At 67.3% G+C, this 25442-nt stretch carries 24 protein-coding genes; 7 read left to right on the top strand and 17 right to left on the bottom strand.

All coding sequences use genetic code 11. The annotated features are described in order from the left end of the window. Positions 1–16 precede the first annotated feature (16 nt). Positions 17–2419, bottom strand: coding sequence for an ATP-dependent zinc metalloprotease FtsH (gene ftsH / locus SLQ33_RS15895; RefSeq protein WP_319454832.1), 2403 nt, complete (start codon positions 2417–2419; stop codon positions 17–19). Positions 2420–2553: 134 nt separating this feature from the next. Between ftsH and SLQ33_RS15890 the strand changes: the two genes are divergently transcribed. After that, complete coding sequence (locus SLQ33_RS15890; RefSeq protein WP_319455153.1) at positions 2554–3489, top strand: alpha/beta hydrolase; 936 nt, start codon at positions 2554–2556, stop codon at positions 3487–3489. Positions 3490–3498: 9 nt separating this feature from the next. Beyond that, positions 3499–4239, top strand: a complete 741-nt coding sequence (locus tag SLQ33_RS15885) for an SIMPL domain-containing protein (protein WP_319454831.1) — start codon at positions 3499–3501, stop codon at positions 4237–4239. 18 nt (positions 4240–4257) lie between these two features. Here the strand turns inward: SLQ33_RS15885 and hpt are convergent, their stop codons facing one another. From hpt to dacB, 4 genes are read right to left on the bottom strand one after another with little or no spacing between them, the layout of a single operon-like run. Further along, on the bottom strand, positions 4258–4842 hold the full coding sequence (gene hpt / locus SLQ33_RS15880) for a hypoxanthine phosphoribosyltransferase (RefSeq protein WP_319454830.1): 585 nt from the start codon (positions 4840–4842) through the stop codon (positions 4258–4260). A 45-nt stretch (positions 4843–4887) separates the two neighbouring features. Further along, the gene (tilS, locus tag SLQ33_RS15875; RefSeq protein WP_319454829.1) at positions 4888–5853 is read right to left on the bottom strand and encodes a tRNA lysidine(34) synthetase TilS; all 966 of its coding nucleotides are present in this window, start codon (positions 5851–5853) and stop codon (positions 4888–4890) included. Beyond that, positions 5832–6890, bottom strand: coding sequence for a zinc-dependent metalloprotease (locus tag SLQ33_RS15870; RefSeq protein WP_413467718.1), 1059 nt, complete (start codon positions 6888–6890; stop codon positions 5832–5834). The genes tilS and SLQ33_RS15870 overlap by 22 nt, the downstream gene beginning before the upstream one ends. Continuing rightward, complete coding sequence (dacB, locus tag SLQ33_RS15865; RefSeq protein WP_319454827.1) at positions 6878–8266, bottom strand: D-alanyl-D-alanine carboxypeptidase/D-alanyl-D-alanine-endopeptidase; 1389 nt, start codon at positions 8264–8266, stop codon at positions 6878–6880. Before dacB ends, SLQ33_RS15870 begins: the two co-directional genes overlap by 13 nt. A gap of 124 nt (positions 8267–8390) precedes the next feature. On the opposite strand from dacB, the gene SLQ33_RS15860 reads away from it, so the two are divergent. The 3 genes from SLQ33_RS15860 (at position 8391) to alc (ending at position 10567) form a co-directional block, all read left to right on the top strand. Beyond that, positions 8391–8879 (top strand): inorganic diphosphatase, encoded by a 489-nt coding sequence (locus SLQ33_RS15860; RefSeq protein WP_319454826.1) that lies wholly within the window; start codon positions 8391–8393, stop codon positions 8877–8879. An 84-nt stretch (positions 8880–8963) separates the two neighbouring features. Next, a complete protein-coding gene (locus SLQ33_RS15855) occupies positions 8964–9494 on the top strand; it encodes a 2-oxo-4-hydroxy-4-carboxy-5-ureidoimidazoline decarboxylase (protein ID WP_319454825.1) in 531 nt (176 codons plus the stop codon). A 29-nt stretch (positions 9495–9523) separates the two neighbouring features. Continuing rightward, a complete protein-coding gene (gene alc, locus SLQ33_RS15850; RefSeq protein ID WP_319454824.1) occupies positions 9524–10567 on the top strand; it encodes an allantoicase in 1044 nt (347 codons plus the stop codon). A 4-nt stretch (positions 10568–10571) separates the two neighbouring features. On the opposite strand, the gene SLQ33_RS15845 is transcribed toward alc, so the two are convergent. Then, a complete protein-coding gene (locus tag SLQ33_RS15845; protein ID WP_319454823.1) occupies positions 10572–10943 on the bottom strand; it encodes a DoxX family protein in 372 nt (123 codons plus the stop codon). Between the two features lie 94 nt (positions 10944–11037). Between SLQ33_RS15845 and SLQ33_RS15840 the strand changes: the two genes are divergently transcribed. Both SLQ33_RS15840 and SLQ33_RS15835 read left to right on the top strand, forming a co-directional pair. Next, entirely contained in the window at positions 11038–11544 is a 507-nt protein-coding gene (locus SLQ33_RS15840; RefSeq protein ID WP_319454822.1) for a MarR family winged helix-turn-helix transcriptional regulator, read from the top strand. Between the two features lie 56 nt (positions 11545–11600). Further along, complete coding sequence (locus SLQ33_RS15835; protein ID WP_319454821.1) at positions 11601–12746, top strand: serine hydrolase domain-containing protein; 1146 nt, start codon at positions 11601–11603, stop codon at positions 12744–12746. On the opposite strand, the gene lhgO is transcribed toward SLQ33_RS15835, so the two are convergent. From lhgO to SLQ33_RS15780, 11 genes are all read right to left on the bottom strand, one after another. Then, on the bottom strand, positions 12728–13933 hold the full coding sequence (lhgO, locus tag SLQ33_RS15830) for an L-2-hydroxyglutarate oxidase (protein ID WP_319454820.1): 1206 nt from the start codon (positions 13931–13933) through the stop codon (positions 12728–12730). The two genes, SLQ33_RS15835 and lhgO, sit on opposite strands and share 19 nt — an antisense overlap. Before the next feature lie 31 nt (positions 13934–13964). Then, positions 13965–15260 carry an acyltransferase gene (locus tag SLQ33_RS15825; RefSeq protein ID WP_319454819.1) on the bottom strand — a complete coding sequence of 432 codons (1296 nt, stop codon included), beginning with the start codon at positions 15258–15260 and terminating at the stop codon, positions 13965–13967. A gap of 465 nt (positions 15261–15725) precedes the next feature. Next, positions 15726–16706 (bottom strand): 2-hydroxyacid dehydrogenase, encoded by a 981-nt coding sequence (locus SLQ33_RS15820; protein WP_319454818.1) that lies wholly within the window; start codon positions 16704–16706, stop codon positions 15726–15728. 4 nt (positions 16707–16710) lie between these two features. Next, positions 16711–18057, bottom strand: coding sequence for an enolase C-terminal domain-like protein (locus SLQ33_RS15815; RefSeq protein ID WP_319454817.1), 1347 nt, complete (start codon positions 18055–18057; stop codon positions 16711–16713). Between the two features lie 44 nt (positions 18058–18101). Further along, on the bottom strand, positions 18102–18905 hold the full coding sequence (locus SLQ33_RS15810; RefSeq protein WP_319454816.1) for an IclR family transcriptional regulator: 804 nt from the start codon (positions 18903–18905) through the stop codon (positions 18102–18104). Further along, the gene (locus tag SLQ33_RS15805; protein ID WP_319454815.1) at positions 18902–19633 is read right to left on the bottom strand and encodes a sulfite exporter TauE/SafE family protein; all 732 of its coding nucleotides are present in this window, start codon (positions 19631–19633) and stop codon (positions 18902–18904) included. Before SLQ33_RS15805 ends, SLQ33_RS15810 begins: the two co-directional genes overlap by 4 nt. Beyond that, a complete protein-coding gene (locus SLQ33_RS15800; protein WP_319454814.1) occupies positions 19630–20631 on the bottom strand; it encodes an oligopeptide/dipeptide ABC transporter ATP-binding protein in 1002 nt (333 codons plus the stop codon). The genes SLQ33_RS15805 and SLQ33_RS15800 overlap by 4 nt, the downstream gene beginning before the upstream one ends. After that, the gene (locus SLQ33_RS15795) at positions 20624–21655 is read right to left on the bottom strand and encodes an ABC transporter ATP-binding protein (protein ID WP_319454813.1); all 1032 of its coding nucleotides are present in this window, start codon (positions 21653–21655) and stop codon (positions 20624–20626) included. Before SLQ33_RS15795 ends, SLQ33_RS15800 begins: the two co-directional genes overlap by 8 nt. Continuing rightward, complete coding sequence (locus SLQ33_RS15790; RefSeq protein ID WP_319454812.1) at positions 21655–22641, bottom strand: ABC transporter permease; 987 nt, start codon at positions 22639–22641, stop codon at positions 21655–21657. The genes SLQ33_RS15795 and SLQ33_RS15790 overlap by 1 nt, the downstream gene beginning before the upstream one ends. Before the next feature lie 13 nt (positions 22642–22654). After that, positions 22655–23584 (bottom strand): ABC transporter permease, encoded by a 930-nt coding sequence (locus SLQ33_RS15785; RefSeq protein ID WP_319454811.1) that lies wholly within the window; start codon positions 23582–23584, stop codon positions 22655–22657. A gap of 20 nt (positions 23585–23604) precedes the next feature. Further along, positions 23605–25182: an ABC transporter substrate-binding protein gene (locus SLQ33_RS15780; RefSeq protein ID WP_319454810.1), complete on the bottom strand. Its 1578-nt coding sequence runs from the start codon at positions 25180–25182 to the stop codon at positions 23605–23607. Between the last annotated feature and the right edge of the window lie 260 nt (positions 25183–25442).

The raw sequence follows: 25442 nt of genomic DNA, 5'->3' as shown, positions 1-25442 counted from the left end.
TGGGACTCCGTTCTCGTCAGCCAGGCGGTGGCGCGTCGGGCCGGTCGTCGTGGCCCTTTTCGTCGTGCGGGGTCGGCGCTGGTGCACCACCCTGCGGAACGGGCGCCCCTGGCTGGGGATAGGTCTGATAGGGCGGGTAGTGGCCCGGTTGCGGTTGCGGTGGCGGCGCCCAGCCGTACGGCGGCGGATACCCGCCGCCCTGCGGTGGGTACTGGGCGTAGTGGCCCTGCTGCTGGGGCGGCTGCGGCGGGTACTGACCGGGCGGCGGAGGCGGCCACCCCGGTGCGTGCCAGCCGGCAGGCGCGCCGTAGTCGGGTTGCGTGGAACCGTTCGGGTTCGCGCCGTTTCCGGGCACCGTCGACGTCCCGTTGACGGGAGTTCCGTTGGCTCCGTTGGCGGACCCGTTGGTGCCGTTCTGCAGCGCCTCGACCTGTGCGGCCTTGGAAGCCTCGGCGATGGCGAGCTTGAAGGCAGGCTCCTTGACGGGCGGAGGCCATGGCTCGCCCCGTTCGATCGCGAGCTCACCCGGTGTCTTGATCGGCGGTTTGTCGGACGGCACGCGTCCGCCGAAGTCGTCGAACATCGTCAACCGCGGGCGCTTCTTGACGTCGGCGAAGATCTCGGCGAGCTCGACGCGGTGCAGCGTCTCCTTTTCCAACAGTTCGCCGGCCAGAATGTCGAGCACGTCGCGGTACTCGGTCAGAATGTCCCACGCCTCGGTGTGCGCTGCCTCGATGAGCTTGCGCACCTCGTCGTCGATGATCTGAGCGACCTCGTGCGAGTAGTCGGGCTGCGTGCCCATGGTGCGGCCGAGGAACGGATCACCGTGTTCGGTTCCGTACTTGACGGCGCCCAGCTTGGAGCTCATGCCGTATTCGGTGACCATCGCCCTGGCGATCTTGGTGGCCTGGTCAATATCGGACACAGCACCCGTGGTTGGCTCGCGGAACACCAACTCCTCGGCGGCGCGCCCGCCCATCGCGAAGACCAGCCGCGCGATCATCTCCGACCGGGTCATCAGACCCTTGTCGTCCTCGGGCACCGCCACCGCATGGCCACCGGTGCGGCCGCGCGCCAGAATCGTGACCTTGTAGATGGGTTCGATGTCGGGCATCGCCCACGCCGCCAGAGTGTGACCACCCTCGTGATAGGCGGTGATCTTCTTCTCGTGCTCGCTGATGATGCGGCCCTTGCGGCGCGGTCCACCGACCACCCGGTCCACGGCCTCCTCGAGTGCGGCTCCACTGATGACGGTGCCGTTCTCGCGAGCGGTCAGCAGGGCAGCTTCGTTGATGACGTTGGCCAAGTCGGCGCCCGACATGCCGACGGTGCGCTTGGCCAACCCGTCGAGGTCCGCGTCGGGTGCGATGGGCTTGCCCTGCGAGTGCACCCGCAGCACCGCACGACGGCCCGCGATGTCGGGATTGGACACCGGAATCTGACGGTCGAAGCGGCCGGGCCGAAGCAGCGCCGGGTCCAGGATGTCGGGTCGGTTGGTGGCCGCGATGAGGATGACGCCCTGGCGTTCGCCGAACCCGTCCATCTCGACGAGCAGCTGGTTCAGCGTCTGCTCGCGCTCGTCGTGCCCGCCGCCAAGCCCAGCGCCACGTTGGCGACCGACGGCGTCGATCTCGTCGACGAAGATGATGCAGGGACTGTTCTGCTTGGCCTGCTCGAACATGTCCCGGACGCGCGATGCGCCGACACCGACGAACATCTCGACGAAGTCCGAACCCGAGATCGTGAAGAACGGAACTCCGGCCTCGCCGGCCACGGCGCGGGCCAGCAGGGTCTTGCCGGTGCCGGGCGGTCCGTAGAGCAGCACGCCCTTGGGGATCTTGGCGCCGAGTGCCTGATACCGCGAGGGGTTCTGCAGGAAGTCCTTGATCTCGTACAGCTCTTCGACGGCCTCGTCGACGCCCGCCACGTCCGCGAAGGTGGTCTTGGGCAAGTCCTTGTTGAGCTGCTTGGCCTTCGACTTGCCGAAGCCGAAGCCCATCCGCCCGCCACTCTGCATGCGGGAGAACATGACGAACAGGCCGACGAGCAGCAACACCGGCAGCAGCATCATGAGCCACGAGGTGATGGCGCTGCCCTGGTTGACCACCGTGTTGATCTTGACGTTCTTCGCGGTCAGCGCGTTGAACAGGTCTACGCCGTACCCGGTCGGGTAGTTGGTGATGATCCGGGTCTTGCCCTCGGTGCCGCCGTTGCCGTTCTTCAGGTCCAGCCGCAGCCGCTGTTCCCGGTCGTCGAGCTGGGCGCTGTTGACGTTGTCGGAGTTGATCTGGGATACCGCCACGGACGTGTCGACGGGCGCGTAGTCGCGGGTGTCGTCACCGAGGTAGAAGAGGAAATAACCGAGCAGCAAAACGACCGCGACGGCGATGAGGGTGCGGACGACGTTCTTTCGATTCATTCTGAGCATTGGCCTCGGCGGGCCAGCTCCCTTCCGATCTGCGCAGCTGGTTAGTTCAGGTTACCGCTAGACCAACGTTCGATAGTTCCCGACGGTGCGTTCGCCGAGGTGCCGCGCTGTGCTTGGCTGAGCCCGTGGGCAATCCGACCGAGCGCTTCGTCGACACCAACGGCGTGCGGTTGCGCGTCATCGAAGCGGGCGAACGCGGGGCACCCGTCGTGGTGCTCGCGCACGGCTTCCCCGAACTCGCCTACACGTGGCGCCACCAGATTCCGGCCCTGGCCGACGCGGGCTACCACGTCCTTGCCCCCGACCAGCGCGGCTACGGAGCCTCGTCGAAGCCCGACGCCGTCGGGGCCTACACCGTGGTGGACCTGTCGGCCGACGTGGTCGGACTGCTCGACGACGTCGGCGCTGAGCGCGCCGTGATCGTGGGCCACGACTTCGGCGGCGTCGTGGCATGGGGCGCGCCGCTGCTGCATCCCGACCGCTTCTCCGGAGTCGTCGGCATCAGCTTCCCGCCGGTGCCGCGGCCGCGCATTCCGACCACCGAGGCGTTCCGGCGGATGTTCGGGGACAACTTCTTCTACATCCTGTACTTCCAGGAGCCGGGGCCCGCCGACGCGGAGTTGTCCGCCGACGTCACGACCACGATGCGTCGCATCATGGCGGCCGACCTGTCGGTACCTTCGCTCAACCCGGATCCGCAGGGCTTCCTCGACCGGATCGCCGAGCCCGGCAGTATTCCGCCGTGGCTGGAGCAGGATGAATTCGACCACTACGTAACGGAATTCACCGTCAACGGATTCACCGGTCCGCTGAACTGGTATCGATGCTTCGACCGCAACTGGGAGCTGACGGCCGCGCCCGCGGCGTCCGCGATCACCGCGCCTGCGCTGTTCATCGGCGGGTCGGCGGACCCGACGCTGGCCTACACACCGCGCGACCGCGCGCGCGAAGTCGTCGTCGGCGACTACCGGGAGGTGATGATCGACGGCGGGCACTGGCTGCTCGAGGAACGTCCCGACGACGTCAACGCGGCCCTGCTCGAGTTCCTCGGCTCTCTGTAGGGTGCCTGTATGTCGAATAGAGCGTGGGCGAAGATGCCGACCCGACTCCTCGTGCTCGCCGCCGCGGGACTGACCGTGGCGGGCCTCGCGGCGTGTGACGCGTCGTCCACACCCGCCCCGACCGGCGACGCCAACAGCGTCCGCCAGGTCACCGTCGTCGGCTCGGGCAAGGTGCAGGGCACGCCCGACACGGTCACCGTCAACGCGGCCATCGAGTCCATCGCGTCCGACGCCACCTCGGCGCTGAACCAGACCAACGAGCGCATGTCCGCGGTGATCGACGCGGTGGTGCAGCAGGGCATCGACCGCAAGGACGTCAGCACCACTCAGGTCAACTTGGCGCCCCAGTACGGCGACAACTCAGTCATCACCGGCTACCAGGCGAGTAACTCGATCGCGGTCAAGATCCGCAAGATCGACGCCGCGTCGCCGACGATCACCGCCATTCAGACCGCCGGGGGCAACGCCACCAGGATCAACTCGGTGAACTTCTCGATCGAGGACGATTCGCAGCTGGTCAAGGACGCCCGCAGCCGCGCCTTCAACGACGCCAAGGACCGCGCTGCGCAGTACGCCCAGTTGTCCGGCATGGATCTCGGCAAGGTCATCTCGATCACCGAGGCGGGCGCAACGGTCCCACCACCCACGCCGATGCCGCGGTTCGACGCCATGGCCGAGGCCGCCGTGCCGATGGAGCCGGGCCAGCAGACCGTCGGGTTCTCGGTGACGGTGGTGTGGGAGCTCGGCTGACGAACTGACCCTGACCCGTCAGGACTCTTCGTACACCTTCGGGTCGAGGGTGCCGATGTAGGGCAGGTCGCGGTAGCGCTCCGCATAGTCGAGGCCGTAGCCGACGACGAACTCGTTGGGGATGTCGAACCCGATGAAGTCGATGTCGAGATCGACGCGGACGGCGTCGGGCTTGCGCAGCAGCGTGCACACCTTCAGCGACCGCGGATGGCGGGTGGCGAGGTTGCGGAGCAACCACTTCAGCGTGAGCCCGGAGTCGACGATGTCCTCGACGATCAGCACGTCGCGGTCGTTGATGTCGCGGTCGAGGTCCTTGAGGATGCGCACGACGCCGGACGACGACGTCGACGACCCGTACGAACTGACGGCCATGAACTCCAACTGGGTGGGCAAGGGGATGGCCCGAGCCAGGTCGGTGACGAACATGACGGCGCCCTTGAGCACCGTGACGAGCAGGAGGTCTTGGCGGTCCTGGACGGCGTCGCGGTAGTGCACGCCCACCAGGTCGCCGAGTTCGGCGACGCGAGCCTGCACCTCTGCCTCGGAGAGCAGCACCGACTTGATGTCGCCGGGGTAGAGCTCGGCAGCGGAATGCGCAGGCACGGCATCAGCGTGCCATGTCCAATGCGGCACGACCAAGGCGAGGCCCTAGGCGACGGGTTCGCGTGTCAGCACTAGCCTGCCGTCGCGACGTCCCGCGAACAGGCGCCAATCTCGCATGGGTGATGCGACGGCGACCCCGCCCTGCCCGCGCCAGGTCGTCACCAGTGCGTCGACGGCCCTCAGCTGTTTGTCGGTGAGCCCGCTGGCGCCGCCATCGAGCAGCCAGCCGCGGATGATCCTGCGTCGGACGGCGGCGGGCAGTGGCACCAGCGCAGCGACCTCCAGTTCACCGCCGGACAGCAGGGCGCCAAGCGCGCGGGCGGCTTGGTCGTCGAGCGCGTCGGTGTCCTCGCGCAGCGCGGCGGCGGTGCGGGCCAGCGCTTCGGCCACGCCGCCGCCAAGCACGTCCTCCAGCAGCGGCAACACTTCGTGACGCAGCCGCGCCCGCGTGAACCGTGCGTCGGCGTTGTGCGGGTCATGCCACGGCGTCAGCCCAAGTTCGGCGCAGCCGGCATGGGTGGCCGTCCTGCGCACGCCGAGAAGCGGTCGGCACCACGGCGGATCGTGTGCCCGCATGCCTGCGATCGAACGGGGGCCGGAGCCGCGGCCGAGCCCGAGCAACACCGTCTCGGCCTGGTCGTCCAACGTGTGCGCAAGCAGCACGGGCGCACCATCGCGGGCGGCGTCCAACGCCGCGTAGCGGGCATTGCGGGCAGCCGCCTCCGGGCCACCGTCCGAGCCGACGTCGACGGAAAGCACCTGAGCGTCAACGCATCCCACGTCAAGGGCTTGCCGACGCGCGGTTTCGGCGACGCGGGCCGAGTCGGCCTGCAGCCCGTGGTCGACGATCAGTGCGGTCGTGCGGCGCTCCCCGACGGCGACGGCCGCGAGCGCCAGCGAGTCCGCACCGCCGGACAGCGCGACGCACCAGCGTTCCTCGCCTGGCAGGTGAGTACGGGCGAAGTCGGCGACCGCCTTGCGCAGGGTCGCTACAGAACCCGGTCGATCCATCGCTGCGGTTCGTCGACTTCCGTTGGAAGCGGAAGGGTTTCGGGGCCGGTCCAGACGGTGTTGAAATTCGCCATGCCGACCTTGGTGACGACGTGATCGACGAAGGCCTTGCCGCGCGTGTACTGGTTCATCTTGGCGTCGAACCCGAGCAGCGCTCGGATGACGCGCTGCAGTGGCGGCTGCTTGCGTTGGCGCCGTTCGTTGAACCGGCGCCTGATCGTGGCCACCGATGGCACCACCGCGGGCCCGACGGCGTCCATCACGTGATCGGCGTGGCCCTCCAGCAGCGTGCCGAGCACAAGCAGCTGGTCGAGCGCCTTGCGCTGCGGCTCCGACTGGATCGCTCGCATGACGCCGAGTATGCCCTCCGAATTCGGTTCGGCCGCAACACCGTTGCGCCGACTCCGGACGAGCTCGCTCAGCCGTCCGACCATCGCGGCGACGTCTTGGTCGGCGTCGTCGGTGACCACCGCAAGCGCGCTCGACATGTGGTCGGCGAGCCACGGGTTGGCCTTGAACTGGACGCGGTGGGTGACCTCGTGCAGACACACCCACAGCCGAAAGTCCGCGGGGTCTACCCGTAGCTGCCGCTCGACGGCGATGACGTTCGGATAGACCAGCAGGAGCTCGCCGCCGTTGGTCGCGAACGGGTCGTACTGGCCGAGGATGCCCGAAGAGACGAACGCCAGCACCGCCCCGGTCTGGGCTCCGGTGACGCGACCGGCGAGAAAGCCACCGGACTCCCCGGCCGTGCCACCCGTCATGATGCGCATGGATTCGGTTGCGGCGCGTACCCATTCGGCGCGGTCGATGACCCGGGCCTCGGCGACCGCGGCGCCCTCGTTGAGCAACGTGACGTCGCGGACGGGAAGTTCGGCCTTGCGTGACGATTCCGCGAGCTGCTCGATCGCCTGTGCACGGGTGTAGTCGGTGGCGGGTGGGGCCGGACGGACGAGTTTGGTGCCGACGGTCGCGGCGAACGCCCAGTCGACGGTGCGCCCCACGGTCGGGGTCGAGGCCGCGCTCACGTGCCGCATCCGCATGAGCGAAGGGTGGCGGCCAGCGCGTCGATCGACGTGCGCCCCGTCGGACCCGCGTTGTTCGAGATCAGCGAGAACGTCAACACCCGGCCGCTGGCATCGGTGACGATGCCGGCTAGGGCGTTGGTCCCAGTCAATGAACCCGTCTTGGCGCGAAGGAAACCCGCGGCGGCCTTGCCCGCGTCGGTGTCGAGGTAGCGATTGGACAGGGTGCCGCTGCCGCCGGCGATCGGCAGCAGGTCCACCAAAGGACGAAGTTTGGGAGTGTCGTCGCCTGCGGCCACGTTGACCACCTCGTCGAGTGTCAGGGCGGTCAGTCGATCGTCGACCGACAGTCCGCTGGAGTCGACCAGCGTCGCCCCCGACGTATCGATGCCCGCGCTGCGCAACTGGCCAAGCACGGCCTGCACCGCGCCGTCGAAGCTCTGAGGACGATCGAGTGCCGCGGCGACTTCCCGGCCGGTCGACTCGGCCATCACGTTGTCGGACTCGTTCATCATCTGACGCAACCGCTCGATCAGAGGCGGCGAGTGCACCTCGGCGACCTGCTTGGCGGTGGCCGGCGTAGTCCGCAGCAGTGTCACGGTCGCCGGGTCGACGCCGAGCGCGCTCGCCAGCGCGCGGCCTGCGTCGAGCGCCGGGGTGTCGGACCGCCACGATTCGACGCTGACCGGCTGGGTGCGCCCGCCGTCGAGCATCACCGACTCCATCGGCGCGATATCGCCGTTCTTGATGTCGAGCGGATCCCAGCCCGGCGCCATCGTCGGGCCGCTATAGGCGCTGACGTCCACCTTCACCGACGTGACGGCAAGGCCCGCGTCGCGGACCTGCTGCACGAGATCGCTGATCCGCGCTGCGCCGCGGTACCACGTCGGCTTGCCGGGCGCCGCGGCGGACAACGTGGGATCACCGCCGCCCTTGAGGATCACCAACCCCGGGTTGTCCGGGTCGGTCAGCACGGTGGTGTCCAGCGTCGCGTCGCGGTCGAGCGTCAGCAGCGCCGCCGCCGTGGTCAGCACCTTGTTGACCGACGCGGGCTGCATCGGCACGTTCGCCCCCTGCGCCCACAGCTGAGCACCCGTCAGCGCGTCGGTGATGCGTCCGGTGAGGAGCCCGAGGTTTGGATCGGCGACGAACGGGGCGAGCACGGCGGCCAGCCGGTCCGGCGTCGGCTTCGGCGCGGTGGCCGCGAGCGTGGCGACGCCCGGCGCAGATGTGGCGAGCGGGGGCTGCGGTGCGATGGGCTCCGCGGCGCTGGTGGACGGCCCGCCGGACGTGACGAACGCGGCCACGGCAACTACCGCGGCGACGGCCAGCAACACCGCCACGCCGATCAACACATGCGTGGACCGGCGCCACCTCGTGGGCCGCATGACTCTCCTGGGACGTTCGCCGGATTGGGCTGCCGAGCAACCCGTATAGGCCAGCGTATCGCTCGTCTATGGTGGAGCCGCGTTCGTCGTCCCGACGAGCACGAGACATGAAGGAGCCGCGGCGGTGGAGTTCGAGGTCGTCATCGAGATCCCGAAGGGTTCACGCAACAAGTACGAGGTGGACCACGAGACGGGCAAGGTCAAGCTCGACCGCTACCTCTACACGGCGTTCGGCTATCCGGCCGACTACGGCTTCATCGAGAACACGCTCGGCGAGGACGGCGATCCGCTGGACGCCCTGGTGCTGCTCCCGGAGTCGCTCTTCCCGGGCGCGGCGCTCGACGCCCGACCGGTTGCGATGTTCCAGATGACCGACGACGCGGGCGGCGACGACAAGGTGCTGTGCGTTCCTGCCGGTGATCCCCGCTGGGACCACATCCAGGACATCGGCGACGTCTCGACGTTCGAGCTCGACGCGATCAAGCACTTCTTCGTGCACTACAAGGACCTGGAGCCGGGCAAGTTCGTGAAGGCCGCTGACTGGACCGGACGGGCCGAAGCGGAGGCGGAGGTAGTGCGGTCGCTGGAACGGTTCAAGTCCTCCGGACACTGACTGATGAGCGCTTGCGCGAAGAAGCAAGCGGAATTATTACCGTCGTAACACGGGGTAACGCGTTCGCCCCTTCAGCCTTCGATCATGGCTTCTGTGTTGATGCACCAGGGGATCGGCCTCGACGCGTTCAACGCGTTGTCCGAACGCAAGGCAGTACACGCGCTGTACGAGTGCGCCAACAGTTACACGCTGGCGCGCGACCTCGCGCGCGGGCGGGCCTACGTCGACCACGATGCGCTGTTCCGCCGGGCTGACACGCTTCTGTTTGCACTGTCCGAGGACGCCGTCGACCAGATCCTCGAGACGTGCCCGCACGTCGGGCGCCGACCGCGCAGCGCCAAGTCCGCGGCCGAGCAGTGCTCGATCTGGGACGACGACCCGGCGGTCATGGGCGAGCTCAGTGAGGCCGCGCAACGGTACGCAGAGACGTACGGCTTTACCTTCGTGATGCACGTCGGGGGGCTGTGCGCCACCGACGTGCTGGCCGCGATCGCCGACCGCATGCACCACGACGTCGAGATGGAGCGCAAGGTCTTGCGCAACGAGCTCGCCAAGATCAACCGCACCAGGCTCGAGCGCATGCTGGGACCCGAAGGCGGTTACCACAACTGGTAGGCCACGCCTGCTCGCTTAGGCTCTACTGAGTGAGCACCCCATCCGAGCCGAACCGGGCGCATTCGCACTTCTTGTCGTTACCCGATCTCGCCGCCCGCCCGGCCGGTGGCGCCGTGTTGTGGGCCAACGATGATCTGTTCGCCGAGAAAGAGAACCTGATCAAGCCCGCGCCCGCCGAGTTCCGGCCTGCGACGTTCGGCCACAAGGGTCAGGTGTACGACGGCTGGGAAACCCGGCGGCGGCGCGGGGCGACGAGCGATTCCCACGATTCGGCGATCGTTCGGCTGGGCGTGCCCGGCCTCGTGCGCGGCGTCGTGGTCGACACGGCGTGGTTCACCGGCAACTATCCCCCGACGATCTCCGTGGAGGCGGCCTACGTCGAGGGCTACCCGACGCCAGAGGAGCTCGTCGACAAGGTCACGTGGACGACGATCGTCGAGCGCACCGGCGTCAACGGCGATACCCGAAACCCGTTCAAGGTCAACTCATCTCAACGCTGGTCGCACGTCCGGTTGTCGATCTACCCAGACGGCGGCGTCGCGCGCTTCCGCGTACACGGCGAGGGGCTGCTGAACCCGGACTTCGCCGAGGACATGACGCTGGACCTCGCGGCGATGGAAAACGGTGGCCGAATCACCGCATGTTCCAACATGTTCTACGGTTCCCCGAACAATCTGCTGCTCCCTGGGACGGCGAGGACGATGGGTGAGGGCTGGGAGACGTCGCGCCGGCGCGACACCGGAAACGACTGGGTGCAGATGCATCTTGCCGGTCACGGATTGCTGGACGCGGTGGAACTGGACACGTCGTACTTCGTCGGCAACGCACCAGGTGCCGCGCGGCTGTCCGGCCGCGACGACAGCGATCCCTCGGCCGAGTGGTTCGAGCTCCTGCCGACCATCGAGTTGCAACCCGATACGCGCCACCGGTTCCGCGTGCACGACGAGCGTCCGATCACGCAGGCGCGGTTGGACATTCATCCCGATGGCGGCATGGCGCGGGTCAGGCTGTTCGGCAAGCTGACGGCCGAGGGGCTTCGTGACATCCGGGCGGCCTGGACCGCCAGCAGCTGATCCGTCAGAACGCCCAGGCGCCGAACCGGCCCCACGCGACGACCAGCGCCAGAATCAACAGCACCAGGGCCGGAACTGATTCCTTGAGCTCCTTGCGGCGCAGATGAAAGACGACTGCTCCGGCCATCACGATGGCCACCCCGACCGCCGCGATCGGAACGAGCACCGGCGCAATGTTGACCAGCGCGGGTACGACGAGCCCGATGCCGCCGAGCACCTCGAGGGTGCCGATGCCCTTGATCGCCGCGGCAGGCAGGTCATCGAGGGTCATCCCCTTGGCCGCCAGGCCCTCCTTCGGCGTCACCAGTTTCATCGAACCTGCGCCGAGCATGGCCACCGCGAGTATGCCGGCCACGATCCACAACACCACGTTCATGACGGTCCTTCCTTCACTCCTTGACTTGAAGTGTCAACTCACCGTAGACCTCCGTGACTTGAAGCGTCAACTCATCGCCGGTACCGTACTCGGGATGGCGGACACTGGTGAACCGCATTGGCTCAGTGCACGAGAACTCGACGCGTGGAAGGCGCTGATGGCCGTGTTGCTCGTCCTGCCAGCGAGGCTCGACGCCCAACTGCGGAAGGACGCGCAGCTGCGGCTGTACGACTACCACGTCCTGGCGGCACTGTCTGATCAGCCGTCGCGCTCTATCGGGATGAAAACGCTGTCCGGGATGACGAACGGGTCGATGTCGCGACTGTCGCACGTGGTTTCCCGACTCGAAGAACGCGGGTGGGTGACGCGCCGACCGCATCCAGCCGACGGCAGGCTCACCGAGGCACACCTCACTGCAGAGGGCCATCGACAGCTCGTCGACGCCGCACCCGGGCATGTCGCAGTCGCGCGCGCGCTCGTCGTCGACCGACTGAAACCAGAACAGATTTCGCAGCTCTTCGACATCTGCTCCACCATTGCCGTCGGACTCATCGACGACGCCGAGCTCACGCCGCACCGGCGGTCCACGCCCACCTCGTAGTCAGACATTGCGCAATAGCCGACCCGGCCCCGCGTCGACCGGCGCATGATGGGCGCGTGAACGACGCGCTTGCGGGCCATTGGGACGCCCGTTTCGACAAGGTGGCCGACGCGCTCGGCCAGGCCATTTCCGACGGCGAGGAGGTCGGCGCCGCCATCGCCATCGACATCGACGGAGAGAACATCGTCGATGTCTGGGGCGGGCACGCTGACGCCGCGCGCACGAAACCCTGGACCGCGGACACCATCGTCAACGTGTGGTCGTCCACCAAGACGGTGACGGCACTCGCCGGGTTGATGCTCATCGACCGCGGGCTCATCGAGGCCGGCACCCCGGTCGCCACGGTCTGGCCGGAGTTCGCCGCCAACGGCAAGGACCTGGTCGAGTTCCGGCATCTGCTCACCCACTCGTCGGGGGTGTCCGGGTGGGATCAGCCCGTCGTCGTCGAGGACATCTACGACTGGGAGAAGTCGACGGCCATGCTGGCAGCCCAGGCGCCGTGGTGGGAGCCGGGCACCGCGTCGGGCTATCACGCGCTGACCCACGGGCACCTCATCGGTGAGGTGCTTCGCCGCGTCACGGGAACCACGCTGAAGCAGTTCGTCGCCGACGAGATCGCAGGACCGCTCGGCGCGGACTTCCAGATCGGCGCACGACCCGAGGATGCCGGCCGCATCGCGGAGATCATCCCCGCGGCGGACCCGATGGAGGGCGTGCCGCCGATGGATCAGTGGACCGAGCAGATGCTGAAGACGTTCACCGGTCCCGCGCCGGACCCCACGGTGGCCAACACCGACGGCTGGCGGGCCGCCGACATCGGGGCGGCCAACGGTCACACCAACGCCCGGGGGTTGACGAGGATCCTCTCGTCAATCTCGTTGGGCGGCAGCGTCGCTGGTGTACAACTGCTCCGGCCGGAGACCATCGAGCGGATCTTCGAGGTGCAGTGCGAGGGGCCCGATCTGGTGCTCGCGCAGCATCCGATTCGATGGGGGCTGGGCTTCGGGTTGCCCAACGAGTCCATCCCGTACGTCCCCGACGAGAAGATCTGCTTCTGGGGCGGCTGGGGCGGCTCCTGGGAGACCATGAACCCGGACCGGCGAACGACGATCGCCTACGTGATGAACCGGATGGGCGCGGGCATCGAGGGCTCCGAACGCACCGACAGGTACTTCCGGCTGATCTACGACGCCCTGTCCTGACCGGTCGCCAGGTCGGCGATCCGTCGCCCGATGGGTAGCGCCGCCGTCGCCGCCGGGGACGGCGAGTTGAGCACGTGGACCATCCGCTCGGTCCGCTCGATGACGAAGTCGTGCACCAAGGTTCCGTCCCGGCGCACGGCTTGGGCTCGGATGCCCGCTTCCCGCGGCAGCAGGTCGGCCGCAGTGAGCGCGGGTGCGTACTTGCGTACTTCGCGGAGATAGCTGCTCTTGGACAACGAATTTCGGATCTCGCGCAGCCCCGTCCGGATGTTGGCGCGCGCCACCCGCCACAGTCCAGGAAAGGCGGCCATCCGACCGGCGTCGCGCACGTCGAAGGAGAACTTCGGGTAGCCCTCGCGGGCGAGCCCGAGCACGGCACTGGGTCCGACGGTGATCGCCCCGTCGATGGTGGGGCTCAAGTGCACGCCGAGAAAGGGCAGCTCCGGATCGGGGACCGGGTAGATCAACCGCCGGACGAAACCCGCTCGCCCAGAGGGCAATTGGAAGTACTCGCCACGGAACGGAACGATCTGGACGTCGGCGCGCAGCCCCGCCATCTCGGCCAGCCGATCGGCCTGCAACCCGGCACACACCACCAGCCGGTCGCAGCGCAACGATCCGGACTCGGTCGAGACCGTCACCCCCGACGCGCCCTCGACGATGCCAACGACCCGCGAATCCGTGCGCAGCTCGCCGCCCGCTGCGGTGACGAGCCCGGCGAGTCTTCGGGCGACCAAACGGTAGTCGACGATGCCGGTGGCCGGAAGGTGAAGCGCCTGCAGCCCTGCGACGTTGGGTTCGAGCTCGCCGAGCTCACCGCGGTCCACTGGTCGGCAGGTGATGCCGTTGAGCTCGGCGCGCTGTTGGAGTCCGGCCATTCGATCGACCTCGGCGGCGTTGGTCGCCACGATGAGCTTCCCGCACTCCTCGTACGCGATGCCGTACTCGGTACAGAAGTCCTTGGTCGCCCGCTCGCCCGCCTTGCACAGCGTCGCCTTGAGACTGCCTGGCTCGTAGTAGATCCCCGAGTGGATGACGCCACTGTTGTGCGCCGTCTGGTGGGCGGCGACGTCGGACTCTCCTTCGAGGACGACGACGGAGGAGTCGGGCTGCGCCGAGAGCAGGTGATGCGCCGTCGAGAGCCCGACGATTCCGGCCCCGATCACGCAGTAGCGATACCGATCCATTGCACCGCACTGTACAAAGTCGGACGCAGGGTCAGGCTGCCACCACGGCCTTGGGCGCCCGCAGGCGCTTGGCGTAGTTCATCGCGGGCTTCTCGACGAGGTAGTAGGTGATGCTGGCGAACAGCACCGTCACGGCCAGCACGAGCACGATGTTCGCAAGCATGCCGGGCAGCGTGTCGCCCGCCATCCACCCGAGCCGTCCGAGCAGCAACAACACCGGGAAGTGCCACAGGTAGGCCGACAGCGAGATCTCGCCGACGAACCGGATGGGCTTGAAGTCCAGCGCGGTCGCCAGTCTCGACTTCCGGTGCTGTGCCAGCGGAACCACGATGACGAGGACCATGAGTGCCGCCACGACTCCGACGCCGGCCGTCACGAACTGAACGGCGACGATGAGCAGCACCCCCGATGCCAGCAGCACCGGCAGGATCGCGAGGACGCTCACCAGCCGGATGCGACGGGTCACCCGCTCGGGCAGTGCGCCGCGCTCGATGGCGACGAACAGGATCGCCGCGGCCATTCCGAGCGCGAAGTTGTCCGCGTTGGTCAGGAAGCTCTTCGTGAAGACGGCGGCCCAGTTCGGACCCCAGTTGAGCAGCATGAAGTCAGTGGTGCCCGCATGCGCGTTGACCAGCGGGACGAGGGCGCGGCCCGCCAATCCGAGCACCATTAGCGCGGCAGGTACCAGGCTCGCGAGCAGGTACGGGTTGATGTTGACCCGCTTCCGCAACTTGAACACACCGAAAAAGAGCAGCGGCAACGACGCATAGAACGCGTACTCGAGCGTCAGCGACCACGACGGATTGATTCCGGTCTGAATGTAAGCCGGGAAATACGACTGGGTCAGCGTCAAATTTGCAAGTAGTTGGCCGGGGTTGGTGATCATCCCGGTGCCCTGGTCCGTACCGACGGGCTGCAATGCGGGATTCTCGACGTAAACCAGACGAAGTGCGTAGTTGCAAATCAGGAAGATCACGAGGTACGCAGGCATGATTCTGGCAAGTCGATGGACGGTGTAATCCGTCACATTTGGCATGACCGACGACGTGCGGTCCTTGATCACATTCTTGATGAACGGCAACGACAGCAGAAAACCGCTCAGCACGAAGAAGTAGACGAGTGAGAAGCCGAAGAGGTTGGTCTTCCACACGCCCGCGGTGATCGGCGAATAGTGGCCAGTCACGTGGGTGATCGCAATGCTCAGGCACAAGATCCCTCGGACGCCGTCCAGTCCGATGATGCGGACGCGGGCGGGCCGGGTGGCCGCGGCTACCTGCTGTTCTGGATCCGGCTTCGCGGGCGGGGCGCTGGTGAGCTCCTGCGTCATGCGGCGTTGTCACCTCGTGGTTCGTCGGTGTCGTCATTCAGTTTCGCCGGCCGTCTGAGCGCAGCAAAACCAAGCCAGTCGTCGTACGATTCGGTCGGATTCGACCGTGCACATGGTCGCAGGATTCAGCGATCAAGGCTCGACTTTTGGACCTGATATTTGGCCGTCAGATACCGTTTAGTCGCGCCAGAAAAGGCTATCTGACGGGTGTCTTTTTTGCACGTCTGGAGCGTTTTTTAGGTGCTCGAATATTTGGCAAACTAAATAGTTTTCCGGAACGCGTTCCGTGGCTAACGACAGAAAACTGCGGCACCGTCAGTGACGTGCTGATTCAGCTCGATAAGCGGACTTATGGCTATGTTCCGTGGAACGCGAGTGACGGCGCGGTGCGAACACGCTGCCGACAGCGTCAATTGACTTCGTCGATAGCGGAGGCAACAGGCGGGCCACGGTGGGCTACGTCGATCACCGCGCGACGACGTTGCGCAGCGCCTCACCACGCGCCAGCCTGCCGATGTTGTCGGCGATGTCGCGGGCACGCCCGATGAACGTATCGGCCGTCACGCCCGACGAGTGCGGCGTCATCAGGACGTTCGCCAACTCGTGGAACGGGAAGTCGCTGGGGGCAGCCGGTTCGCCGCCCCCAGCCGGGTAGCGGTACCAAACGTCGATCGCCGCGGCGCCGATGGCCCCATCACGCAATGCTTCGTAGAGCGCCCGTTCGTCGACGATTGGCCCACGGCCGACGTTGACGAGCACCCCGTCCGGGCCGAGCGCCCGCAGCTCGGCCGCGCCGATCATGCCCGTGGTCTGCTCGCTCAGCGGGGCGGACACCACGACGACGTCGGATTCTCGCAACAGCTCCTGCAGCCGCGTCGTGTCGCCTGCCCAGGCCAGGTGGTGCGCTGCCGCGTCGACGCGCCCGGAACCGGTCACCGCGGCACCGGAGCAACCGATGCCACGCAGCAAGTCCCAGGAGAACTGTCCGATGTGGCCGAACCCGACGAAGCCGACGCGGGCGCCGCGCGTGGTGCGCGGTTGCGGGATCGAGTCGTCGTAGACCGAAGTCGCCCACACGCCGCGGCGCAGCGCTCGGTCCTGACCGAGGAAGTCGCGGGTGAGCATGATCGCCGCCGCCAGCACGTACTCGGCGATCGAGGCTTCATGGTGAAACGTGTTGGCCACCAGCACATCTTCGGGCAGGGCAGTGAAGTCGACCCGGTCGGTGCCTGCGCCGACGACGTGCACCAGCCGCAGCTTCTCCGCGACGTCCGCCATGTCGGCGGTGAACCGGCCCCCGACGTAGACCTCGGCGTCACGGAGGTCGTCGAGCAACGACGCGTGGCCGGCTCCGACCCGCCACTTCACGTCGACGCCTGCGGGCAGCGCCGCGGTGAACCGTTCGCGGTGGGGCAGCAGGTTGGCGTCGGTGACGATGATCCGCACGGCGCTACGCCCGGTGCAGCGCAGGGCGCTTGGAATCGAATGTCCAACCGGGGATCAGGTATTGCATGGCGACGGCGTCGTCGCGGACGCCGAGCCCCTCGGCGAGGTAGAGCTCGTGCGCTGCCGCGACGGCGTCCTCGTCGAGTTCCACCCCCAGGCCTGGCGCGTCGGGAACGTCGAGGTAGCCGTCGACGATCTGGTACGGCCGCTTGGTGATGCGCTGCCCGTCCTGCCATATCCAGTGAGTGTCGATGGCGGTGACGTCGCCCGGCGCGGCGGCCGCGACGTGGGTGAACATCGCCAGCGACACGTCGAAGTGATTGTTGGAGTGCGACCCCCACGTCAGGCCCCAGGCATCGCACAGCTGCGCCACGCGCACCGAGCCAGCCATCGTCCAGAAGTGTGGATCGGCCAGCGGGATGTCGACGGCGCCGGCGCGGATCGCGTGGCCCAGTTCGCGCCAGTCGGTGGCGATCATGTTGGTGGCCGTTGGCAGCCCCGTGGCGCGCTTGAACTCCGCCATCACTTCGCGTCCCGAGAACCCGCCCTCGGGACCGACGGGGTCCTCCGCGTACGCGAGGACGCCGGTCAGTTCGCGGCACGTCGTGATCGCATCGGCGAGCAGCCATCCACCGTTGGGATCCAAGGTGATTCGCGCGTCAGGGAAGCGATCGGCTAGCGCGATGACGGCCTTGGCCTCGTCGGCTGCGGGCAGCACCCCGCCCTTGAGCTTGAAGTCGCGGAATCCGTAGCGCTCCCGGGCGGCCTCGGCGAGCCTGACGACGGCCTCGGGGGTGAGCGCCTCGTCGTGGCGGATGCGGAACCATTCGTCGGCCGAAGGATCCTCGTCGGCGCCAGACCGGTAGGCGAGGTCGGTCTTGGTGCGGTCGCCGACGAAGAAGAGGTAGCCGAGCGCCTGCACGCGATCGCGCTGCTTGCCGTCGCCGAGCAGGGCCGCGACGGGCACGTCGAGGTACTGGCCGAGCAGGTCGAGAAGGGCGGACTCGACGGCGGTGACGGCGTGAACGGTGACGCGCAGGTCGAACGTCTGGGCGCCGCGGCCGCCGGCGTCTCGGTCGGCGAACGCGCGTCGGATGTCGGTCAGCACCGCGTGGTAGTCGCCGATGGGCCTGCCCTCGACGATGGCGCGGGCGTCCTCGAGCGTGCGCTGGATCGGACCGCCGCCGGGCACTTCGCCGACACCGGTGCGTCCGTCGGAGTCCTTGAGGATCACCAGGTTTCGGGTGAAGAACGGGCCGTGGGCACCGCTGAGGTTGAGCAGCATGGCGTCGTGTCCCGCGATGGGGACGACCCGCAGCTCCGTGACGACCGGGGTGCGATGCTGGGTCATGGCTTCCGTCTCCAAACGCTCGTTGATGGTTGTCGAACTGCTCGTCACTGCGCGAACCACTTGTCGCCGTTGGCGACGGGCCGCAGCACGCGAGTCACCTTGTCCCCCACCATGCACAGGGCCTCGACGATGTCCCGTTCGCGCTCGGGGGTCAGCCGCGCGACCGGGATCGACGCGCTGATCGCATCCTGCGCAGGCCGGGTGTAACGCAGTGCGACGGCGAAACAGCGCAACCCGTCGGTGTTCTCCTCGTCGTCGGTGGCGTACCCGCGTACCCGGGCGGTCTCGAGCGCCTCGGTGAGTTCGGCCTCGTCGACGATCGTGCGCGGGGTGAGCGCCTGCAAGGACTCCGGAACATGACGGGCGAGCTCGGGGCCGAAGCGTTCGGCGAGCAGCGCCTTGCCCAGCGCCGTGGCATGCGCTGGCAGCCGGCGTCCGACCCGGTTGGTCGTGCGCTGGTACTGCCGGGACTCGCGGGTGGCGAGGTAGACGATGTCGGAACCGTCGAGTCTGCCCACGTGGAACGTCTCGTCGAAGTCCCGGCGCAGGTCGTCGAGGAACGGCGTGATCAGCGGCAGGTAGGGATCGCTGTCGAGGTAGCTCGTGCCGACGAGCAGCGCCCGGATCCCGATGCCGTAGAGCGCTCCGGAGTCGTCGGAGCGCACCCAACCCTGCGCCATCAGCGTGCGCAACAACGCGTGGGCGCTGCTACGCGGCATGTCGAGTGCGGCGCTGATCTCGCGGATGCGCGCCGGACGGTCCTGGCGCGCGGCGAGGTACTCGAGGAGCTCGACGGTGCGCACGGCCGACTTGACGCCCGCCCGCGAGGAGGACGACAGCTCGGTCACAACACACCTACCTCACGCACGATCAACGCGGTGGCACCGACGGCCGACACGACGATGGCCGTCCAGCGCTGCCGCGGTGCGGTGAGAAGTCGGTTGGCCCAACGGGACAACGCGTAGCCGCCGATCGTCGCGGGGATCAGGAACGCGAACGCGCGGAAGGTCTCCGAGTCGACCGCTCCCGTCAGGGCCAGCATCGCGATCGACATGACCGAACCGATGAGGAAGAAGCCGCTCATCGTGCCGCGCAGTTCCGCCCCGCTGCTGCGTTGCCAGATGAGCGCCATGGGCGGCCCGCCGATCGAGGTCGCCGTCCCGAGCACGCCCGACGTCGCGCCTGCGAGCATCAGGTTGCGTCGGCGCAGCACCGGAATCCATCCCACGCTCGTCACGGCCACCCCGACGAGTACGACGCACGCGATCAGAATCGCCAGTGCGCGTTCGGGTATCGCGGCCAGAAGCAGCGCCCCCGCGATGGTGCCGGGCACCCGCCCGACGAGCGCCCAGCCGGTGCCCCTCACGTCGATCGCCGTGCGCTCACGGATCACCACCAGCAAGGTGACGAGCGTCGCCAGCATGATGAGGGTGCCGGGGATGAGGCTCGGGTCGATCAGCGCGACAACGGGTGCGGCGAGCATCCCCATGCCGAAGCCGATCGAGGCCTGCAGGCACGACGCCAACAGGACCGCGACCGCGATCACGGTGTAGTCGGCCACGCCCAAACCGCTCATGCCGTGCGAGACAACGCAGGCTCGTGCTCCGTCAGCGGATGGTGGCATCCGGCGGAGTGCCCAGTCACCTTGAGATCGAGTGTCACCGGCGGCCTTTCCTGCGCGCACACGTCGGTGGCCTTCCAGCACCTGGTCCGGAAGCGGCAGCCCGACGGCGGGTTGACGGGCGACGGCACCTCACCCTTCAGCAGGATGCGCTCGCCGCGCTGTGCCGCGTCCAGTTTCGGGGCGGCCGACACCAGGGCGGCGGTGTACGGATGCTGCGGCGTGTCGAAGACCGCCTCCGTCGCCCCGTTTTCGATGATCCTGCCGAGGTACATGACCGCGACGTGATCGGCGACGTGACGCACGACCGACAGGTCGTGGGAGATGAAGACGTAGGAGATCTTCAGCTCCTGCTGCAGTTCGTTGAGCAGGTTGAGTACCTGCGCCTGGATCGAGAGGTCGAGCGCAGACACCGGTTCGTCGCAGATGATCACGTCGGGGTCGAGCGCAAGCGCCCTGGCGATGCCGATGCGCTGACGCTGCCCGCCGGAGAACTCCTGGGGGTACTTGTCGGCGGCCTTGGCGCCGAGCCCGACCAGATCGAGCAGGCCCCGCACGCGCATGTCGCGGTCGCGCTTGGACTTGTACAGCCCCTTGTGGGTTCGCCACGGCTCGCCGATGATGTCGCCGGCCGTCATCCGACTGTTCAATGACGCGTAGGGATCCTGGAACACCATCTGCACCCGCCTGCGGAACTTCAGCAGGTCCTTGCCGCGCAGCGCGAACGGGTCGATACCGTCGAAAGTCACCGTGCCCGCCTCGGGGCGCTCCAGCATCATCAGCGTGCGCGCCAATGTGGACTTGCCACAACCCGATTCGCCGACAAGCCCAAGCGTCTGTCCGCGAGCCAGGTCCAGGTCGATCCCGTCGAGTGCGCACAGCTTGCCCTTGCTTCCGGGTACCCGGAAGGACTTGGTCAGGCCGCGAACGGACAGCAGTTGTTGTTCAGACATTGGTGACCTCCTCGGGGAAGTGGCATGCCGACTTGCGCCTGGCGCCGACGGGCGCAAGGGTGGGCCGCGTGCTGCGGCAGACGTCGCTGGCCAGCGGGCAGCGCGCCTGGTAGACGCAACCCTCCGGAATGGAGTGCAGGTCCGGCGGGGCGCCGCCGATCGACTTCAGGTGCGCGCCGCGTTCGGCGTTGACGGGGACCGAGTTGAGCAGCCCCTTGGTGTAGGGGTGCTTCGGGTTGGCGAATACCTCGGCCACCGAACCGGTTTCGACGACATTTCCCGCGTACATCACCGCGACGCGGTCGGCTTCCTCGGCCACCAGTGCCAGGTCGTGGGTGATGAGTACGACGGCCATGTCGTACTCGGTGCGCAGGCTCTTGAGCAGCGCCATGATCTGCGCCTGCACGGTGACGTCCAACGCCGTCGTTGGTTCGTCGGCGATCAGCACCCGGGGGTTGAGCGCGACCGCCATCGCGATCAGCAGGCGCTGCCGCATGCCGCCGGAGAACTGGTGGGGGTAGGAGTTCATCCGCTCCTGTGGCTGCGGAATCCCCACGCGCGCCATCAGTTCCACGGCCTTGCGCTTGGCCTCCTTGGCCTTCATGCCGTGGTGGATGCGGAACGGCTCGGCCAGCTGGGTACCGACGGTGTACAGCGGGTTGAGCGCGGTGAGCGCGTCCTGGAAGACGATGGCCAGCTCGGTGCCCGCCATCTGCCTGCGCTTCTTGCGGTCGAGGGCCAGCAGGTCTGCCGTTTCGTTCCGGCCGGCGAGCTCTGCCGTTCCCGAGGTCACCTCGGCGACAGGCTCGAGCAGCCCGACGAGCGCGGTGGCGGTCATCGACTTGCCGCAACCGGATTCGCCCAGCAGTGCCAGGGTTTCGCCGCGGTGGGCCGCGAACGTCACGTGGTCGACGGCGCGCACGGTGCCGGAGATGGTGCGGATGTCGACGGTCAGATCCTCGACCCGAAGGGCGGGGTCGGCGTCGACGCGTTCGGCGGACGGGTGTTCGGCGACAGCGGTCACTAGATGGCCTTTCCGGTCTTGGTGAAGCGGGACAGACGCTTCTGGGGAACCGTGAGCCTCCACCGCTGGGCTGGGTCCGTCGCAATGCGGGCCCACGCGGCGAGGATGGTGGCCGACACCGTCGTGATGACGATGGCCAGGCCGGGGAAGAACGACAGCCACCAGGCGGTGTGCAGGTAGGTGCGGCCCTGCGCGACCATCAGACCCCAGCTGACGTCCGGCGGCTGGATGCCGATGCCCAGGAAGCTCAAGGAGCTCTCCGCCAGCATGACGTAGCAGAAGTCGAGCGTCGCGACGGTCAGCAAGGTCGGCAGCACGATCGGCAGTACGTGCCGCGTGATGATCGAGGTGCCGCTGGCACCGAACGTCCTTGCGGCGTCGACGAACACCCGACTGGACAGTTCGGCCGACTCGGCACGTGCAGTGCGCAGGTAGACCGGGATGCGCGTGATCGCCAGCACCAGAACGATGTTCGCGGCGCTCGGGGAGAACACGTAGAGCACCACCACCGCGAGCAGCAGCGATGGGAAGCTCATGATGACGTCGGCCACCCGCATGGCGATCGTCTCCCGCCAGCCGCGGTAGTAGCCGGCCCACATCCCGATCACGGAGCCCACCACCCCTGAGATGACGACCGCGGGGATGGCCACCGACAACGTGGTCTGGCAGGCGACGATGAGCCGGGCCAGCATGCTGCGTCCGAGCGGGTCGGTACCCAGCACGTTGGCCCATCCATGCGCCAAGGTGAACGGCGCCTGATTCGAGTTGTCGAGGTCGATGTGAGTGGCCAGGTTGCCCATCACCATCGGGCCGATCAGGGCGGTGAGGAAGACCAGTGCCAGTACGGCCGCGGCGCAGGCGGCCACGCGATCGTTGATCAGCATGCGGAACCAGAGCGAGCGGCCGGACTTGCGCTGACCGGCGTCGTCCGCCCCGACGATGGCGGTCGTCGGCTTGACCGGGATCAGATCGATTTGAGTACTCATTCTTCTGTCTCCCTTAGACCTTCGCCGGTTCGCGGACACGGGCATCGAGCAGCGCGTAGCAGGCGTCGATGGCGATGTTCAGCACGAAGATGCTGACGGCGGTGAGCAGCACGGCGGCTTGGAGGACCGCGAAGTCGCGTTGCAGAATCGCGTCGATCATCAGCTTGCCGATGCCGGGCCATCCGAAGATCGCCTCGACGACCACGGCGCCGTTGATCAACCCGACGGCCAGATCGCCCGCGACGGTGAGCGCAGGCGCCGCGGCGTTGCGCAGCGCGTGGTGGGTGACGACCCGAAGGTCGCTGGCGCCCTTGCTGCGCGCCAGTCGCACGTAGGGCGCGGACAGCGCGGACACCATCGCCCCTCGAACCACCTGGGTGAGCACGCCGAGTGGACGGATCATCAGGGTGGCGATCGGAAGGATCCAGGACAGCACCCCGCTGTCGACTCCCGACGTCGGAAGGACGCCGAGCAGGACCGCGAAGAGCCACACACCGGTGATCGCGAACCAGAAGTCGGGGATGCTGGCGGCGGTCATCGACAGCAGGCTGGAGAACCGGTCGGCCAGCGAGTTGGGCCGGTAGGCGGCCCAGCACCCGATGACGATGGCACCGACGATGGCGAGAAGCATTGTGGTGAAGGCGAGTTGAAGCGTGGCAGGGAAGGCGCGGAACGCCATCTCCGATGCCGACTCGCCGGTACGCATCGACGTGCCGAAGTCGAGGTGGATGACACCCTTGAAGTAATCAACCATCTGCGTGAACAACGGCTGGTCGAAGCCATTCTTGGCGGCGAAGGCCGCGCGCTGGTCCGGGGTCGCAGACTCGGGCAGATAGAGGTTGGTGGGATCACCGGTGAGCCGGGCCAGCAGGAAGACACCCAATAGCACGATGATCAATGGCAGTGCGCTGGTGTACATCCGGCGGCGAACGAACGAAAACATGGGCTACGGCCTCCCGTTTGTCACTGCTGGTCGGTGCGGTCGGCGGACGCGAAACGCATCTCGGAGAGACGCATCTCGTCGCCGGTCGCGGAGTTGGGCTGATAGTCGACGCGCGCCGACTTGGCGAGCACACCGTTCATGTGCGCGATGTACGCGAACTGCGCGACCTCGTTGGGTTCCTCGGCGAACAGCTTGGCGTATGCGTCCTGCCGCTGTTGACCGGTGAGTTCTCCCGCCGCTTCGATCTCGCGGTCGAAAGCAGGTGTGCCGTAGCCGTTTTGCGCGCCGTCGGTGCGCATGTACTGGTCGACGCTGAACGCTGCATCACCGGCCTGGTTGCCGTGCATGATCAGCGCCACGAACGGGCCGCTGTTGTCCGGGAAGGGCCGCAGTTGATATTGCAATTGGCCCGCCGTGTCCATCATTTCGATCTTGACGTTGAGTCCGGCCTGGCTCAGCTCGTTCTGGATGACCTCCATGGTCTCCGTGATCTTCGGGAACTGTGCGGTACGTCCGATCAGTCGGATCTGCTTGTCGACGGGCACACCGGCGGCCCGCGCCTCGTCGACGAGCTGTTTGGCCTTCTCCGGATCATGCGGCCACAGCTGCAGATCCGAGTTGTAGCCGACGACCCCTTCGGGAATGAGTTGCGCGGCCGGCTCACCCATCCCCCGGAACAATGCCTTCACGATGCCGGTGCGGTTGATCGCGTAGTTGATGGCCTGGCGGACGCGGATGTCGTTCAGCGGCGCTTCGGTGCCCGTGATGCGCAGCGCGGTTGTTTCGTTGTTGGGGAACGCCACGCCGAGGTCGCCTGCCCCGTCCTCCGGACCGAGCAAGGTGCCGATGTCTGCTTCGTCGTTGACGACCATCGCTGCGCGCACACTTCCCTCGCTGCGCCACTGGTATTCGGCGTGGGCGAACTCGGGCTTCTTGCCCCAGTAGGTGTCGTTGCGCACCAGGCGCAGCTTCTGGCCGTACTCCCAGTCTTGGATGGCGTAGGGGCCGGTGCCGATCGGCTCTCGCACCTTCTGTGTGGTGCTCGTCGAGCGCGGCACGATCTCGACGAACGAAATCCGCAGCGGCAGAATCGGATCGACCTTCTCGGTGCCGACCGTCACGGTGGTGTCGTTGGGTGCGGCCACCACGAGCTTCTCGTCGCCGAACACGTATCCGTCCACGTTGCACTGCAGGTCGGAATTCACCGCGCGGTCGATGGAGAATGCGGCGTCGGCGGCGGTGAAGGGTGATCCGTCGGAGAAGGTGACGCCCTTGCGGATGTCGAAGGTCCATTCGGTCGGCGAGCTCTGACGCCACCCCGTGGACAGAAGCGGTTGCAGGTCACCGCTTTTCGGATCCCGTTCGACGAGCGGTTCGGTGATGTTGGAGCGGACGACGACGCCGGTCGACGTCAGCGAGCTCTCGCACGGCTCGAGGGTCGGCGGTTCCTCCTGCAGCACGATGCGCAGGGTGTTGACGTCGTAGCCACCGTGGCCCGAGTTGGCTACGGTGCAGCCGCTGGCGGCAACCGCGAGTCCGGCGAGGACTAGGGCCGCCGTGATGCGGCGGCGCCGCGGGATGCGTGCTGCGGGGCTCATGGATCCTCCGGGCTGCTGTTGTTACGTCCACGTATGTAGATGGAGCGTGTGATCGCAGACACACGGTAAGGACGGCGTCGAGAGAGCGTCAACCCCAGCGAAATGGCCCAAAACCGGCTCGGACCATTGCTGCCAGACCTGCTTTAGCGCGCTGAAAATGGCGACTGACCTGGGGGTTCGGACTTGACTCTGGATCGGCGATACCGTGCAGGCACTACGAAATGCATAGTCATGCCGTTTCGCTATAAGTCCATACCAAT

The sequence above is a fragment of the Mycobacterium sp. RTGN6 genome, assembly GCF_033804605.1.
Taxonomy (GTDB): Bacteria; Actinomycetota; Actinomycetes; order Mycobacteriales; family Mycobacteriaceae; genus Mycobacterium.
Note: the sequence above shows the minus strand (reverse complement) of the source record. Positions and strands in the feature narration are given on the sequence as shown.

Bases quoted from the DNA above. Each gene is read 5' to 3' on its own strand.
- ftsH (WP_319454832.1), bottom strand. From the start codon at position 2,419: ATGAATCGAAAGAACGTCGTCCGCACCCTCATCGCCGTCGCGGTCGTT.
- SLQ33_RS15885 (WP_319454831.1), top strand. From the start codon at position 3,499: ATGTCGAATAGAGCGTGGGCGAAGATGCCGACCCGACTCCTCGTGCTC.
- tilS (WP_319454829.1), bottom strand. From the start codon at position 5,853: ATGGATCGACCGGGTTCTGTAGCGACCCTGCGCAAGGCGGTCGCCGAC.
- SLQ33_RS15870 (WP_413467718.1), bottom strand. From the start codon at position 6,890: ATGCGGCACGTGAGCGCGGCCTCGACCCCGACCGTGGGGCGCACCGTC.
- dacB (WP_319454827.1), bottom strand. From the start codon at position 8,266: ATGCGGCCCACGAGGTGGCGCCGGTCCACGCATGTGTTGATCGGCGTG.
- SLQ33_RS15855 (WP_319454825.1), top strand. From the start codon at position 8,964: ATGGCTTCTGTGTTGATGCACCAGGGGATCGGCCTCGACGCGTTCAAC.
- SLQ33_RS15845 (WP_319454823.1), bottom strand. From the start codon at position 10,943: ATGAACGTGGTGTTGTGGATCGTGGCCGGCATACTCGCGGTGGCCATG.
- SLQ33_RS15840 (WP_319454822.1), top strand. From the start codon at position 11,038: ATGGCGGACACTGGTGAACCGCATTGGCTCAGTGCACGAGAACTCGAC.
- lhgO (WP_319454820.1), bottom strand. From the start codon at position 13,933: ATGGATCGGTATCGCTACTGCGTGATCGGGGCCGGAATCGTCGGGCTC.
- SLQ33_RS15825 (WP_319454819.1), bottom strand. From the start codon at position 15,260: ATGACGCAGGAGCTCACCAGCGCCCCGCCCGCGAAGCCGGATCCAGAA.
- SLQ33_RS15815 (WP_319454817.1), bottom strand. From the start codon at position 18,057: ATGACCCAGCATCGCACCCCGGTCGTCACGGAGCTGCGGGTCGTCCCC.
- SLQ33_RS15805 (WP_319454815.1), bottom strand. From the start codon at position 19,633: ATGAGCGGTTTGGGCGTGGCCGACTACACCGTGATCGCGGTCGCGGTC.
- SLQ33_RS15800 (WP_319454814.1), bottom strand. From the start codon at position 20,631: ATGTCTGAACAACAACTGCTGTCCGTTCGCGGCCTGACCAAGTCCTTC.
- SLQ33_RS15790 (WP_319454812.1), bottom strand. From the start codon at position 22,641: ATGAGTACTCAAATCGATCTGATCCCGGTCAAGCCGACGACCGCCATC.
- SLQ33_RS15785 (WP_319454811.1), bottom strand. From the start codon at position 23,584: ATGTTTTCGTTCGTTCGCCGCCGGATGTACACCAGCGCACTGCCATTG.
- SLQ33_RS15780 (WP_319454810.1), bottom strand. From the start codon at position 25,182: ATGAGCCCCGCAGCACGCATCCCGCGGCGCCGCCGCATCACGGCGGCC.